Annotated in this window: 11 protein-coding genes; 1 reads left to right on the forward strand and 10 read right to left on the reverse strand. The window is 50.3% G+C overall.

The window, feature by feature from the left end; translation table 11 throughout:
* From fabG to ACFPTP_RS15725, 10 genes are all read right to left on the reverse strand, one after another.
* Complete coding sequence (fabG, locus tag ACFPTP_RS15680) at positions 1 to 741, reverse strand: 3-oxoacyl-ACP reductase FabG (RefSeq protein ID WP_381446683.1); 741 nt, start codon at positions 739 to 741, stop codon at positions 1 to 3.
* A gap of 12 nt (positions 742 to 753) precedes the next feature.
* A complete protein-coding gene (gene phaZ / locus ACFPTP_RS15685) occupies positions 754 to 1,653 on the reverse strand; it encodes an intracellular short-chain-length polyhydroxyalkanoate depolymerase (RefSeq protein WP_381446686.1) in 900 nt (299 codons plus the stop codon).
* The gene (locus ACFPTP_RS15690; protein ID WP_381446688.1) at positions 1,628 to 2,680 is read right to left on the reverse strand and encodes a 3-oxoacyl-ACP synthase; all 1,053 of its coding nucleotides are present in this window, start codon (positions 2,678 to 2,680) and stop codon (positions 1,628 to 1,630) included. Before ACFPTP_RS15690 ends, phaZ begins: the two co-directional genes overlap by 26 nt.
* Positions 2,677 to 3,669: a branched-chain amino acid ABC transporter permease gene (locus tag ACFPTP_RS15695; protein ID WP_381446690.1), complete on the reverse strand. Its 993-nt coding sequence runs from the start codon at positions 3,667 to 3,669 to the stop codon at positions 2,677 to 2,679. Before ACFPTP_RS15695 ends, ACFPTP_RS15690 begins: the two co-directional genes overlap by 4 nt.
* Before the next feature lie 4 nt (positions 3,670 to 3,673).
* Positions 3,674 to 4,534: a branched-chain amino acid ABC transporter permease gene (locus ACFPTP_RS15700; RefSeq protein WP_381446692.1), complete on the reverse strand. Its 861-nt coding sequence runs from the start codon at positions 4,532 to 4,534 to the stop codon at positions 3,674 to 3,676.
* A gap of 13 nt (positions 4,535 to 4,547) precedes the next feature.
* A complete protein-coding gene (locus ACFPTP_RS15705) occupies positions 4,548 to 5,255 on the reverse strand; it encodes an ABC transporter ATP-binding protein (RefSeq protein ID WP_381446694.1) in 708 nt (235 codons plus the stop codon).
* The gene (locus ACFPTP_RS15710) at positions 5,233 to 6,006 is read right to left on the reverse strand and encodes an ABC transporter ATP-binding protein (RefSeq protein ID WP_381446696.1); all 774 of its coding nucleotides are present in this window, start codon (positions 6,004 to 6,006) and stop codon (positions 5,233 to 5,235) included. Before ACFPTP_RS15710 ends, ACFPTP_RS15705 begins: the two co-directional genes overlap by 23 nt.
* 104 nt (positions 6,007 to 6,110) lie before the next feature.
* The gene (locus ACFPTP_RS15715; protein WP_381446698.1) at positions 6,111 to 7,370 is read right to left on the reverse strand and encodes a substrate-binding domain-containing protein; all 1,260 of its coding nucleotides are present in this window, start codon (positions 7,368 to 7,370) and stop codon (positions 6,111 to 6,113) included.
* A 281-nt stretch (positions 7,371 to 7,651) separates the two neighbouring features.
* Entirely contained in the window at positions 7,652 to 10,834 is a 3,183-nt protein-coding gene (locus ACFPTP_RS15720; protein ID WP_381446700.1) for a BTAD domain-containing putative transcriptional regulator, read from the reverse strand.
* 143 nt (positions 10,835 to 10,977) lie between these two features.
* Positions 10,978 to 12,579, reverse strand: a complete 1,602-nt coding sequence (locus ACFPTP_RS15725) for a gamma-glutamyltransferase family protein (protein WP_381446702.1) — start codon at positions 12,577 to 12,579, stop codon at positions 10,978 to 10,980.
* Between the two features lie 376 nt (positions 12,580 to 12,955).
* Between ACFPTP_RS15725 and ACFPTP_RS15730 the strand changes: the two genes are divergently transcribed.
* Positions 12,956 to 14,938, forward strand: coding sequence for a methyl-accepting chemotaxis protein (locus ACFPTP_RS15730; protein WP_381446704.1), 1,983 nt, complete (start codon positions 12,956 to 12,958; stop codon positions 14,936 to 14,938).
* Positions 14,939 to 15,118 lie beyond the last annotated feature (180 nt).

Below are 15,118 nucleotides of genomic sequence, written 5' to 3' on the forward strand. Positions count from 1 at the left end.
TTACATCATTATGCCGCCATCAACGTGCAGGACATGTCCGTGGACATAGTCCGATTCCGAACTTGCCAAGAATAGATAGGCATTCGCGATATCTTCCGGCTTCCCAAGCCGTTGCAAGGAAACGACGGAAGCCATCTGCTTGATTATGTTCTCCGGCATCTTGGCAACCATCGCCGTCGCCGTGAACCCTGGTGCAACGGCGTTGACATTGATCCCTTTCCGTCCTAGTTCCTTCGCCCACGTCTTCGTCATCCCGACGACCGCCGCCTTTGTCGCCGCGTAATTCGTCTGCCCGAAATTCCCATAGACGCCGCTGACGGAAGATGTGTTGATGATCTTTCCGCCGCCCGCTTCGATCATATGCGGTGCGACTGCTTGCGTGCAGTTGAAGACGCCCGTCAAGTTCACGTCAAGCACCCTCTGGAAATCCGCAGGGTCCATTTTGAGCAATGTCGCGTCCTTTGTAATGCCCGCATTATTAATTAAAACGTCGATTTTTCCGTATTGTTCAAGTGTTTTTTCCACAAGACTTGCGACACTTTCGCGGTCGGCGACATTGACCTGGGCAAATGTGACGCCGTGCCCTTTCTCCTTCAGCAATGCTTCCTGCTCTTTTCCTGCTTGCTCATCGAAATCCGCCATGATGACGGAAGCTCCCTCTTCCGCAAACCGTTCACAGGCAGCAAGGCCGATTCCATTCGCGCCGCCCGTGATGATGGCCACTTTTCCTGCTAATCTCATGCTGTCATCTCCTTACGCCAAAAAGTCTTCGATTGTTTTCGTCAGTACTTCCAAATTATCGACCAATGGGGAGTGCCCCATATCTTCAAGCGAAACGAATGTCGCATTGTCACCGAGGTCTTCCATGATTTCTTCCGTCATCGGCCCCGTCACGACGTAATCCCGGTCACCGCGCAGAACGAGTACTGGAATGTCGATATCCTTTGCCTGGTTTGTTCCCTCATTAACGCCGTTATGATGCGGGCTAATATTGAATGTGTTCAATGAATGGTACACATCCGCCAAATTCCGCTGCGTGAGCATATCGTCGACATACTCATCGTATTTTGCCGCGTCCGGTTGATTATGCGTGTAGATCACTGCATTCCAAACCGCCTTCAGCCCATCACGATTTTTCGTATCGTATAGTCCTTGCATCGGCAATGTCTTGCCGGCATCCTGTTCGATGTCTTCAATCGTCTGAAGGCGATGCTCGAGATCCGGAGTGCCATCCTCTTTCGTCCCGAAAAACGGATACCCACGTGTCGACGCGGCTGCAAGCAGGACAAGCTTTTCGCATTTGCCCGGATGATCCGCCACGTATTGCATGCATACCGCTCCGCCAGTCGACCAGCCGGCCAGATGGAAATTCTCAAGGCCTAATGCTTCGATAAATCCATGAAGATCCTCCGAAAAATCACGGATGCCCGTCACTCTTTCGTTATACGACGATTCCCCAAAACCGCGTAGATCCGGCGCATAAATCTTATACTTCGGATCCATCGCTTCGATCAGCACATCCCAATGCTTCGAAGATGTCATATTGCCGTGGACAAGGACGACGATCTGCTCACCGCCTTCCCGTTCCCGGTACGCAATCTGTTCCCCGTTCGCCAAGTTCACTTTATTAAGCCCCACTTCTTGAAGTGCCATTTTCCTTCTCCCCCTCACCTTTTCCCCATTTCACCGTGATCGCTCCCCATGCATAACCTATCCCTGCGCTGACGAGAACGGCGATATCTCCATCATTCAATTTATTCTCCTCAAGCGCAAGCTCCAAAGACAAAATTTGGTCCATTTGCCCGATATGCCCGTATTCATGTAAATAAATCGATTGCTCTTCCTCCAGACCGAGTTCGTGCAAGACGAAATCATGCGCCGATCTCTTCATATGCAAGATTGCAAGGTAATCAATGTCTTTCTCCGTTAACCCGCTTTTCTGTAATGAACTGCGGATGACCTTCAGGAAGTTTTCCATCGACTTCTGTTCAAGCCGCGCTTTCATGCCGATCGGATCGAGCACGTCAAGGCGGTAGAGACCTTCTTCCAGATCGCTTGCAGTAAGCGGCTTCTTCGTACCGCCTATCGGAACGACGACATCTTCAGAAAATGATCCATCCGTAATGAGCTCTGCTTCCAAAACAATATTTTCCGGATGGTCGCGCCTCAAAATCATCGCGGCCCCGCCTGCAGCCAAGTTGAACATGAAGCGGGTCCTTTCATTTCCGTAATCGATGAAATCACCGTTCCGATACCCGCCGGCAAGTAATACCGTCCGGACTTCCGGATCTGTAAGCATAAGGCTTTTCGCCACTTTCATCGCCATGATCGTTGTCCCGCAGCGGAGCGCGACGTCGAATGCCCATGCATGATAGGCGCCGAGCTCCTCCTGCATCTTGATGGCGGCGGTCCATAGCGGATATTCCTTATGCTCTTCCCCGATATAGATGATGACGTCGATCTCTTTCGGATCGACTTCCCCTTTCCGCAGCGCCTCGCGAGCCGCCCATACCCCCATCGCGACGGTATGATCATGCTCCCCCGGAATCGGCTTTTCGGTAATTCCCATCTTTGTCCTCACGACGTCGACCGGTAATCCAGAGCGCTCAGCAATTTCTTCGGCAGTCATTTTCGTCGACGGGATGTATGTACCCGTACTGACAATCCCGACAGTCGTCATGAGACTTCCTCCTTCCCGAGCGGCCGTGTTTTCGTTTTCCGCTTCCATAATTTCTCGCGTACGGTTCCGACGATGCCGCGTGGGAAGAAGATGACCGCCAGAATATAGATGATGCCGAAGAATATGATCCATCGTTCAAAAATCGGATAGTCTTTCGCCAAGCCGGATAAATAATGCTGGGTCAATTCGATGACGCCCGCACCGACTATCGGGCCGATCAGCGTTCCGACGCCGCCGATGATCGTCATGAGCAATGCATCAAGCGTTATATCCATCGTCATGACGCTTGTATTGACGAACCGTAACGATACGGCGTACAGCGAGCCCGACAAGCTTGCAATGACGCCTGCAACGACGGATGCGATGACTTTATAATGCAAGGTGTTGAATCCGAGTGACCTCGTCCGCTGTTCATTCTCCCGTACCGCAACCAAGACGCGTCCGAAAGGCGAATTGACGAACCTTCGCAGCAGCAAGTAGACAAGCACAAGACAAATCAAAGTGACGAAGTAGAACATCATCCGGTCCTTGAAAAACTCCGGCGCCTTGAATGTAAATCCGTCATTCCCATGCGTCACTGTGCGCCATTTTTCCGCAAGCACTAAAAACAATCCCGAAACGGCGAGAGTAAGCATTGCGAAGAAGTGACTTTTCAGCCGCAGTGTCAGCAGTCCGATGAAGAAGCTGACCAAAGCCGCGAGCAGCATTCCGCAAACGATCGAGAGGATGAAAACGCCGATTGTGGGCTCCATCCTTTTCAGCATGACGGCAGTCGTATACGCCCCCATCCCGAAGAACATCGCATGACCGAACGAGACGATGCCCGTGTAGCCGAGCAAAATATCATAGCTCATCGCCAAAATCGAAAAGATGAAAATCTGTGTCAAAAGAATCGTCCATGTCCTTGAATCCGAAACGAACGGGAAAACGGCGAGCACAACGACAATGACTGCGAGAAACAGGTTGTTCCATTGGAATTTGTTTTTCATGCCGTCACCCCTTTGCCGTGAAAAGCCCTTGCGGACGGAAAATTAATACGATTGCCATGAGCAACATATTGACCGCAAGTGATAGAGCCGGAACGTAATACGCCATATAGCTTCCCGCGAGGCCGACCAAGATGGCGGCAAACAACGATCCCGGGAAGCTGCCCATTCCGCCGATGACAACAACGATGAACGCCAAAATCGCAAATTCGAAGCCCATTTCCGCGTAGATGACACCGGAATACGGGGCCATCAACACACCGCTCAACGCCGCAAGCGCAGATCCCGCCATGAAGACGTACAAGAAAACCCGCTTAATATTGATGCCGAGCGCCTGCACCATGTCTTTATCCATGACGCCCGCCCGGACGATCAAGCCGATTTTCGTTCTCTGCAAGATGTATTGGAATACACCGAAGACGACAAAACCGACGATGATAATGAACAACCGGTATTTAATAATAAGAACATCCCCGAATTCCCAACTTCCCGCCAAATACGACGGCACCCTTGCCGCGATTTGATTCGGCCCCCAGACGACTTTCAACAGCTCCGTCAGCACGAGCATGAAACCGAGCGTAATGAGGATCTGCTGGACGTGATTGCCGTAAACCGGCGTGATGATCAGCTTTTCGGTAATGAACCCGAGAATGATGCCTGTAAGGATTGCGCCGAGAATGCCGATGAGGAAGCTTCCCGACAATGTGTAAAACCAGACGCCTGCATACGCGCCCCAAGCGAACAGCCCGCCGTGCGCAAAGTTCAGCACGCTCATCAGACCGAAAATGAGAGTCAATCCGGAAGCGAGAAGGAAGATGAGCATGCCCGTCGCCAAACCGTTCACCGTCAAATTGATGAGTAATTCCATCGTGCAGCCCCCTTCATCCGATTCCCAAGTATTTTCGTTTCACTTCTTCATTGTGGATCAGTTCCGCCATCTCGCCGGCATGGACCGTCTCCCCGTCATCGATGAGCGTATATCGGTCACCGATCCGGCTCGCCATGATGAAATTCTGTTCCACGAGCACAATCGTCGTGCTCTTTTTCATTTCCGTGATCGCCTCCATCACCTTCTCGACGACGATCGGCGCGAGGCCTTTCGAAGGTTCATCGATGAGTAGCAGTTTGCTGTCATTGACGAACGCCCGCGCCATCGCAAGCATCTGCTTCTGTCCGCCCGAAAGATGGCCCCCGTCCTTCTTCCAGAACGTCTTCAAGTCCGGAAAAAGCTCCAACACATAATCCTGTCTTGCAAATGCGGCATCGTCTTCCTTCCGCATGGCGACTTTCATGTTTTCCTCTACCGTCAAGTCGCCGAAGATACCCTGGTCTTCCGGCACATAGCCGATTCCGCCATTCGCGATCGTGTATGTAGGCTTTTTCGTAATGTCCTGTCCATTGAATAGGACCGTGCCTTTTGAAGCTGGCGTCAAGCCCATGATCGTCTTCAGCGTCGTCGTCTTCCCCGCCCCGTTGCGTCCGAGCAGTACACTCACTTCCCCTTCACGCGCCTCGAAGGAAATGCCTTGAAGGATATGGTACTGACCGATATGCGTATGGATGTCCTCAACTTTCAGCAAGGTTTTCATCGTAAAGCCCTCCCAAATACGCATTTTGGACGGTCTCGTTGTCCATGATCTCCTGCGGGCTCCCATCTGCCAGCAGCTTGCCGTTGAACAGCACCATGATGGAATCCGACAAATCCAAAATCATATCCATTTTGTGTTCAATCAACAAAATCGTCTTTTCGCCGGTCTGTTTGATTTTCCGGATGACGTCCAATATCGCGGGCACTTCCTCTAAGGACATGCCAGCCGTCGGTTCATCGAGCAGCAGCACTTCCGTATCGAGCGCCAGCAGCATCGCAATCTCAAGCTTCCGCTTCTCCCCATGCGATAATTGGCTCGCGATGGCATGCTCCTTGCCGTCGAGCAACACAAGGGCGATCAACTTTTCCGCCTCTTCGATCATCTGCTTGTAATGAAGAAAATGCCTGGCCATTTGATACCGGATCTTCTCTTTTGATTGCACAGCGAGCCGGACATTTTCCAGCACGGTCAAGTTCGGGAACACATTCGTAATTTGGAATGAACGGCCAAGCCCCTTCCGCGTCCTCGCAACGGCAGATAAGGAAGCCATCGACTCCCCTTTGAAAAAGACGTCCCCTTCCGTAGGCTTCAGTTCTCCACTCAATAAATTGAAAAACGTCGTCTTGCCTGCCCCATTTGGCCCAATGATCGATTTCAAGTGCCGTGGCGGCATTTCAAAATTCACATGCGATACGGCCGTATGCCCGCCGAATCGGATGGTCAGGTTTTCTGTTCGTATGATCGGTTCCAATCGTTTTCCTCCTTCCCCGTCCTTCTCAAACGGATGGACGATTCAATCCGCTTGAGAAGGACAGCGAGTCCACTGTCCTTCTTGATTTCATTTCCCATGGATGATCAGTTTTTGATCGGCGGCTCGGTTTCTTCAGCCGAAAGCTCTCTGATAAGCACCGGAACCGGATAAGAGACGCCATCCTGTTTTTCAAGCTTGATGGAATAGAGCGTTTGCAATGCCTGGTGATCCTCTGCACGGAATGTCATCTTGCCTTTAGGCGTTTCAAACGACATGCCTTCCATGACTTTGATCAGCTCGTTGCCGTCCGCGTTGCCATTCGTCTTGTTCAAAGCTTCGACGATTGCGATTGCTGCGGACATGCCGCCCGGTGTGAACAGATCCGGAACTTCGCCGTTATAGCGCGCCTTATGTTCCTTGACGAGCCAATCATTCACTTCATTGTTAGGAAGCGTGTGATAGTAAACGGAGAACCCTTCCATGCCGACGAGCGGCTCCATGATGGAAAGTGCCGGAATATCCGGTGCCCCCGTCGAGATCTTGATGCCTTTCTCCTGCATCTTCAAATCGGCGATCTGGTTCCAAGGCGAGTTTGCCCCAGCCCAGACGACAAACATGTAATCCGGCTTCGCTTCAATGATCTTCTGCAAATTGGATGTGAAATCAGTAGCTGCAGGATCCGCGAATTCCTCGATGACGATTTCAGCGCCTAGATCCTCAGCCGCTTTCTTGAACGCTGCGACTCCATCCCAACCGAACGAATAATCCGGTGCAAATGTCGCGATCTTCACGCCCGGCCCCGCGATGGCAGCAGCCCCAGCGACAGCATCCTGTGACGAGTTGCGCGCCGTACGGAATATGAACGGGTTGAATTCAGAGCCTGTGATGCTATCCGCAACCGCCGGCTCGACAATCATGATCTTTTCATACTCTTCCGCTAGCGGCAGGACCGCAAGCGTGTCACCGGAACTGGAAGAACCGACGAGGAAATCGACTTCATCCTCTTCCAGAAGCTTCGTCGCTTTTTGAACCGCAACTTCCGGCTTTGTTTCCGTATCTTCATAGACGACTACGATTTTCTTGCCTGCTACTTCCATCGTGCCGCCCGTCGCATATTCAAGCCCGAGCTCGAAGCCTTGCTTTGTCTGCTTGCCGTACGATTCAAGCGCACCGGTCAATGAGGCGAGGACGCCGATTTTGATGGTGCCGCCTTCTTCACTGGTTGCTTCTTCCGATACTGGTGTAGTTTCCGACGGCTTTTCTTTTTCTGTTGACGACGCTTCCCCTTCATCCGATTTACTGCAAGCCGCGCTGATGACAAGCATCATCGCAAATAATAGGACCAACCACAATTTCTTCTTCATACTGCAACTCCTCTCTCCACTCGTTTTGTAAACGCTTTCTTCCTGTCTACTACTCTATGGGAGAGGAGTTGCAAAAGAGTTACAGGAATGAATGGACCTTGAATGAAGAAGAACGGACCCTGATAGCGAAAGAATGGACCTTGGCGCGGGAAGAATGGGCCCTTGTCGAGAAGAATGGACCCTTGTCGAGAAGAATGGACCTTGAACCCGGGTTAATGGACCTTTGACGCAAAAGAATGGACCCTTGCCATATTGAAGGGTCCATTCCAGTTAAACTAACTCTATAATTCATTCATAATCATCTTATACATCTGTTCTGTCGTTTCCATCGGTTCGATGGCGAGCTCTTCTTGCAAAACGGATTGGCATTTTCTATACCATTTGATCGACTGCGGGCGGTTTTGAAGCTGGTAGTGGGCGTACATGAGCAACCGGTAGGCTTCTTCCCACGTTTGGTCGATCCGCAAAAGCTTCTCGGCCCATTCGATCGTTTTGCTGTAGTCTTGCAGTCTCGTATAGGACTGGGCCAGTCGTTCGATCGCTTGGATGTAGAGATGTTCGACTCGCTCGCGTTCCTGGGCAATCCATTCGACGGAAAGCTTTTCCTCGAACAGCTTCCCCTTATAGAGCTCGGTAGCTTTCAATAGTTGGTCGATTGCTTTTTCTGCGGTCTTTTCCGCCAAGCCGGTTTCCACATGCATTTTGAACCGTTCAATGTCCGTCCGGATATCCGCTTTCGGGTTCAGCCGATACATCGTCTGCTTGCGGAGAATGAAAAACGGATTTTCCCGCGCACTGCGATTCGGTTCGATCACTTTCAGCAAGGCATTCAATGCCACTTTGAAATCCCGGTCGGCGCTCTTGTCGTCGGCATCCTCCCAAAGCGCCTGCATGATTTCCTCTTTCGGTACGTACCGGTTTTTATTCAACAATAAATAAAGGAAGATCTCCTTCGACTTATCGCGCTGCCATTTCCGGTCAGCCACTTTTTCAAGCCCAAGTCGGATCATGAAGGGGCCAAGTAGTTGAACTTCTATTTTATAGCCCGGATGTGAATCAGTGTCCTCCAAACCAAGGAGTTGAATCGCTTGTTGAATGCCGGAATGGTCAGGAACTATACGCCGCGCCTTGAGCACCAAAGGGTGGATGGATTGGCGATCGAACGGGCCGAAAACTGTGTCGGCCGTCAAAAAGAAGGGGTAATCCTTGCAAAGTGTGAAGAAGCGTTCCGCATGCTCCGAAAAACGTTCGTCATCTTTCGTACGGTCAACTAAATTCATCGACCAAAGAGCTGCCACCATTTCTCCGTACAGATCGCCGCACTCCCGGAACAACCGTCCCGCCTCATTTAGATGGTGTTCCATATCAACTTCATGAGCAGCATAAAAATGAACAATCGCGAGTCCGATATGAATCAATGCGGACAGCCAGCCGTCATTGACCCGCTCCGTCTCCCGCAAGCCCGATTCCCCGTACCGGACCGCTTCCGCGAATTCACCTTGTCGCGCCGCCACAATCGACAACCCCATATAAGGCTCCGCATTGCCGCGCGATACGTTCAGCTCATCCATCCGCTCAATCGCCTGGATATAATGCTCTTTTGCGATAGCTACATCACCCGGATCGGCGATGATCTTCGCGTGCCCCATTCGAATGAGGCCGACAGCTTCAATAAAACCGGATTTCTCCGTCCGGCCAAGCTGGATCCCTCTTGCGGCACTCTCCAGCGCAAGCTCGTTCTCGCCGATCATCGAGTAGATCAAGGAAAGGAGGATATCCGTTTCCCGGTGCGAATCAGGCAACGTCAGACTGTCCACCCGTTCAGACAAGATCGCTTGTGCTTCCCCTAATTTTCCGGTCCGCAGTGCAATCCTCGCATCTAAATTCCCTTCTCGCAGGATGCTTTTATCATGGATCTCCTGTTCCACCCATTTCGCAGCGTCAGAGGCTTTCCCGAGGTTGACGAGGTTCTCAGCAAATTGCCGTTTCAACAACTCCATTTCCAATTCGCTCGTCCTGTCACTCTTTTCCGCGAAAAGAATGGCGTTCATCAAATACGGATCCGCCAAGCCTGGTTGGATCGTATCGAGATAAATGTTCGCGATGCCAGCATGGGCACGGCCGGCATAATAGTCATCCCCCTGCTTTTCCGCCGCCTCGATGCATGCCGAATACGCCACCCGCGCCTTCTCGTAAAACGCGCGGTACCGATGCGCCTCCCCCTCGAAAAAATGGAGGGGGTAGAACTGCGCAAGCATGTCGGGTGACAAGCCTTTGATGATTTCAAGCAGCCACTCAAACTGTCCGGCTTTGATCAGACTGGCGCCATGATCAACGATAATTTGCCCGATGAAAGAAGCGTCCCCACTTTTTACTGCGTGAGAAATCGCCTGGATGGGGTTCTTTTGCCGAATATAATAGTCTGTCGCCTGTTTTTGAATTAATTGAAACCGTCCGGAATCGATTGCTTGCCATTTCCGCTCCAAAAATTGCTGGAAGAGGGCGTGGTACCGGTATGTCCCTTCCCCGAGCGACTGGATGAATACATGGCGTTCCGCAAGTTGCTGTAGCGTACTTGCCGCTTCATTTCCATAAAACGCACCGACAAGCTCAACGGAAAACGTCGGGAAGATGGAGTAGGCCAGCAGCCAATCCTTCTCGTCATCGCTCATCCGATTGAACACTTCCTCAGAAAGATAGGCGAACAGGTCATGCAAGGCAGGCTTCATCGCAGTCGGCAAATGGGTTTCTCCCCCAGCTAGATGAAGCGCGAGCAGATTGACCGCGATTGCCCATCCTTCCGTCAGCCGGATGACGGATGCAGCTTCTTCCTCGGAAAGCGTCTGTTCGAAATAATCCTCATAGAAGACGGCCACTTCCTCTTCCGAAAAAAGAAAGTCCTCCTCCGTCAACTCGCATAGCTGCCCTGTCACTTTCAACTTGACGAGGCTCGCCCAACGCGGTCGGTTCCTTGTCGCCACGATTAGATGGATGTTTGGCGGTAATGAACCGATCATCTTTTCGATAAGATAATTCACTAAGAATACGTGGTCGACATGATGGAAATCATCAATGACAATGAAGAGTGGTGTATCGATTTCACAAAGCTCATTCATGAACAGGGCGAGCCAGCGTTCAAGATCCATTTCCTTCGGATGCTCCCATTCAGATAAGGAAGCACCGAATCCGGGTACGACACGGCGTATGCTTTGCGTCAAATAGGTGATGAACGGAAGGACATCGTCGTCTTCATCCGTCACCGAATACCAGCTATAGGTCGAGTTTGTGTCATGAAAGTACGCGGAAAGTCCCGAACTCTTCCCATACCCTGCCCCGCTATGCAACATCGTCAGCTTCACCCGGTCAGCCATCTTCATCTTTTTGACGAACGAAGCTCTCCGCATATACGTGGCGGACGGCGTCGGCGGCATCAGTTTGGATAGTAAAATGGGCTTTGTCTGCATCGATTCTCACCTACCCCAGTGTCTCTTTCTAACTAGTTTAGCATAAGAAGGTTCTGAATTGGTTGACATCGGCAGATAAAAGTTTAAAAAAATACCTCCTTTTCGATTTCATAGGAAACCGTAAGGAGGTAGTTATTTTCATATCACCAAGCCACAATCGTTCCGTCCGTTCTTGACTCCGTACCACCGGAAAGGACACCTGTTTCCGGATCGCGCCAAATGATCTGGCCCCGCCCGAATGATCCGCTATCGATTGTCGGAACAATCTGATGCCCTAGTCTGTTGAGAGCCTGTGCTAGATGGTTCGGGAAATTCGGTTCAACCGACACTTTATTCCCCTCGATCCATTGCCAACGCGGCGCATCGAGCGTCGCTTGCGGGTTCAGATGATAGTCGACCGTGTTGACGACGACTTGGAAATGGCCTTGAGGCTGCATGAACCCGCCCATAATGCCGAACGGGCCGACTGCTTGTCCGTCCTTCGTCAGGAATCCCGGGATGATCGTGTTATACGTTCGTTTTCCTGGTTTCAAGACGTTCGGGTGCGTCGGATCAAGCGAGAAATCCATGCCTCGGTTTTGAAGGGCAATGCCTGTCCCCGGCACGACAATCCCGGAGCCGAAGCCCATATAATTTGATTGGATGAAGGAAACCATATTCCCTTCTTCATCCGCGGTCGCCAAGTAGATTGTTCCGCTTCTCGGTAGCTCATACGGCTCCGGAACCGACGAACGCTCCGTAATTTTCGCGGCACGCTTCTTTGCATAGTCCTTCGACAGCAAATGCTCGACGTCGATCGGCATATCCTTTTCTTCCGTAATGAACGCTTTTCCGTCAGTAAACGCCAGCTTCATCGCTTCGATCTGTTCGTGCAATGACTGCACATCGTTCGGGACAGCTGGATTCATTTCCGAGAAGATATTGAGCGCCATTAGCGTCACGATGCCTTGCCCATTCGGCGGAATCTCCCACACGTCATAGCCTTTATAGTTTGTTGAAATCGGATTGACCCATTCGACTTGATAGTTTTCAAGGTCTGATTTACGTAGGTAGCCATTGTTCTCCGCGACATGCGAGTCAATTGCATCCGCGAGATCGCCTTTATAAAAGGACTCCGCATCCGTTTCACCGATGGAACGCAATGTCTTCGCGTGATCTGGCGACTTCCACATCTCGCCAATTTCGGGGGCCCGGCCATCCGGCGCGAAAGTCTTGAACCATTCATCAAACTCCGCTGAATCAAGCGACTTGAATTTATTATAGGCAATCTTCCAATACTTCCCTAAAATTGGTGTCAGCGGATATCCCTCTTCCGCATAACGGATCGCCGGCGCAAGCGACTCGATCAATGGCAAATTACCAAAACGTTTCGCAAGTGCCGCCCAAGCAGCCGGAACCCCAGGCACCGTAATCGGCGTGAAGCCGAATGTAGGAATCTTTTCATGCTCCGCCGCTTTCATCGCGTCAAGCGTCAGCCCTTCCGGCGCAGGCCCAGACGCGTTCAAGCCATACAGCTTGTCCTTCATCCACACAATCGCAAAGGCGTCGCCGCCGATACCGTTCGTCGTAGGCTCGACGACAGTAAGCGCAGCAGCCGTCGCAATCGCAGCATCCACCGCATTCCCGCCCTTTCGCATCACTTCAATGCCCGCCTGCGCCGCAAGCGGTTGCGACGTCGCCACCATCCCTTTCCGTGCGAATACTGTGTGGCGCGTTGTCGTGTATGGGTTGTATAAATAATCCAATGAAATTCCCCCGTTTTTTCTTCTATTATACGATACTTTTAAGGGAGTGGAGGAAAACTTTAGAATAGTTGTATTTTTAATTAGGATAAAAAAAATCCGCTGGATGCTTAATTGCATTTTAGCGGAAGTTGTTTGTGCCATTCGTATCAAGTTTGTCTATTGTCTGTCTATTAATACATCGATATCGGCAGATCAGCTTACAGGAATCGACAAAAAACAGCTACGTCCCCCGCTACATTCCCTCTAACGTAGTTTCAATCCAATCGGCTTTTTTCGGAGTAATTATTCCTTCACCGGATGGGATATCACTTGAATAGCTAAAGAATTTGTCGAAATAAAACATATAGACTAAATTTACTAAGAAGGGGAAACTTTTATGGCCAAATCACTAAAAACTAAAATCATCTTCACAGCTCTAATTCTGTTCTTTGCGGGAATTTCACTTATGGCCTTCATGCTTAATGGCCAGGTCAAGAAACGTTCGTTGGAAAGCGTAATCGATTCCAGTGACGCCATTTCGAACCAAATAGGTTACTCTGTCGAAAACTTCCTTGCACAATATTCGAAAGGAATCGATGCCCTTACCGATTCGGATGAAATCATGAAATTTACTGGCCCTAGAGGTTCAGTCGTAAGTGAAGCGGAGTTAATTCAAAGACTGAAAAGCTTCTTGGACGTCTATTCCGATGCAGTGGCAGTCTATTATGCACAACCTTCAAAGCACATCAATATCTATCCGGTGTCGGATTTGACCGGCTTCGATCCGACAAGCCGTCCATGGTACGAAAACGCGACTGCAGAACCGGGCAAGGTCCAATGGTCGTCACCATACGTTGATGAAGTGAGTGGCGACTTCATGATCACTGCTTCCATTGCTATCGAGAAGAACGGAACATTAGTCGGTGTGGCCGGGGTTGACCTCATGTTGACCGCTATTACCGATATGTTGAACTCAGCATATATCCCGTACGATGGCTATTCCACACTTTTTGACGAAAACGGCACAGCGATTGCACACCCGACAAAAGGCGGGGAAAACTTGATGGAGATTGCCTATGTCAAGAATATGTACGGTTCGGACCATGGGAATGGGACATTCAAGGATGAGGACGGCAAAAAGATGATCAGCGTCCATTCGACAATTCCCGAGTTTGGTTGGAAGGTTAGCACGGTGTATGAAGAGAATAGACTTATGGAAATGTCCCGTCAGCTGCTATTTTCCATTTTCATCATTTCTATCATCACACTCGCTGTTGTCGGAATCGCGCTGTACTTCCTCATTAGCAGAATGCTGAAGCCGATTGCACGTCTTCGAAGCTTGATGGATGAAGTTGCAGAAGGCGATCTTACCGTCCAATCGGATATCCATACGAAAGATGAGATTGGACAACTTGGTGAAAACTTCAACAAGATGATTGCCAACATGCATGGCATCATTTCCGTTGTCAATCAATCCGCCGACAATGTCAGGACAAACTCGGAAAGTTTGAGTGCAGTAGCAGAAGAAACAAGTGCATCCAGCTCGGAAGTCGCACATGCCGTCAATGAAATCGCACATGGTGCTTCCAGATCCGCGGAAGATGCCGAAACGGTCACTGAAAAGGCAGATGAACTTGGCCGGCAGATCAATGATATTACGGAACGTGCGATTTCAATGAAGACCATCGCGGAGCAGACAGGCAAGATGAATACGGACGGCCAAACCCAGATGCATAATCTTCAACAGACGTTCGAATCGTCAGGCACAAATCTGAAGTCGATGAATGACGCCATTAGTGCCCTAGGAGAAAAGGTAAAAGAGATCGGTGGAGTTATGGAGACGATCACAGATATTTCTTCACAGACGAACCTCCTCGCCCTGAACGCAAGCATTGAAGCGGCTCGAGCAGGCGAACATGGAAAAGGCTTTGCAGTCGTCGCAGAAGAAGTTAGGAAGCTTGCGGAGATGTCTGCACGCGCTACGGAAGAAGTTAAGGAAACCGTCTTGCAGTTACAGGAGGAATCCCGACTCGTAACAACCCAGATGGATGAAACAATCAACACATTCCGCGACCAAGAAAGCGTCGTCCAGGAAACGGAAAAGACATTCGCCCAACTCTCTGATTTAATGGAGAATATGCAGGCTTCAATCGACTTGATTTCCAATGAAATTCAAAGCGTAGCCCACCATAAGGACGAAGTGACAATGACAATCCAGACGATGGCAGCCACCTCACAAGAAACCGCAGCTGCATGTGAAGAAGTCAGCGCGTCGACGGATGAGCAACTTAGGGCAATCCAGTCTGTAACGGATGCTGCAGAAACACTCACTGACTTAAGTGAGAAACTGAACCTTGCCATTGACCGGTTCAAGATGTGATACAACAAATAAATCCCGCATTGGCTATTAGCCAGGCGGGATTTATTTATTTTTATCATTCGACTCTCCAAAACCAATCTATACATTCATTCGACAGCCAGATCTACAATAATTTTGAAATAGAACAACGTTTCCACGAAAACACTTTCTTCACACTATTAATATAGTAACGAAATTAAG

It is taken from the genome of Sporosarcina koreensis (assembly GCF_042655825.1).
Taxonomy (GTDB): domain Bacteria; phylum Bacillota; class Bacilli; order Bacillales_A; family Planococcaceae; genus Sporosarcina; species Sporosarcina koreensis.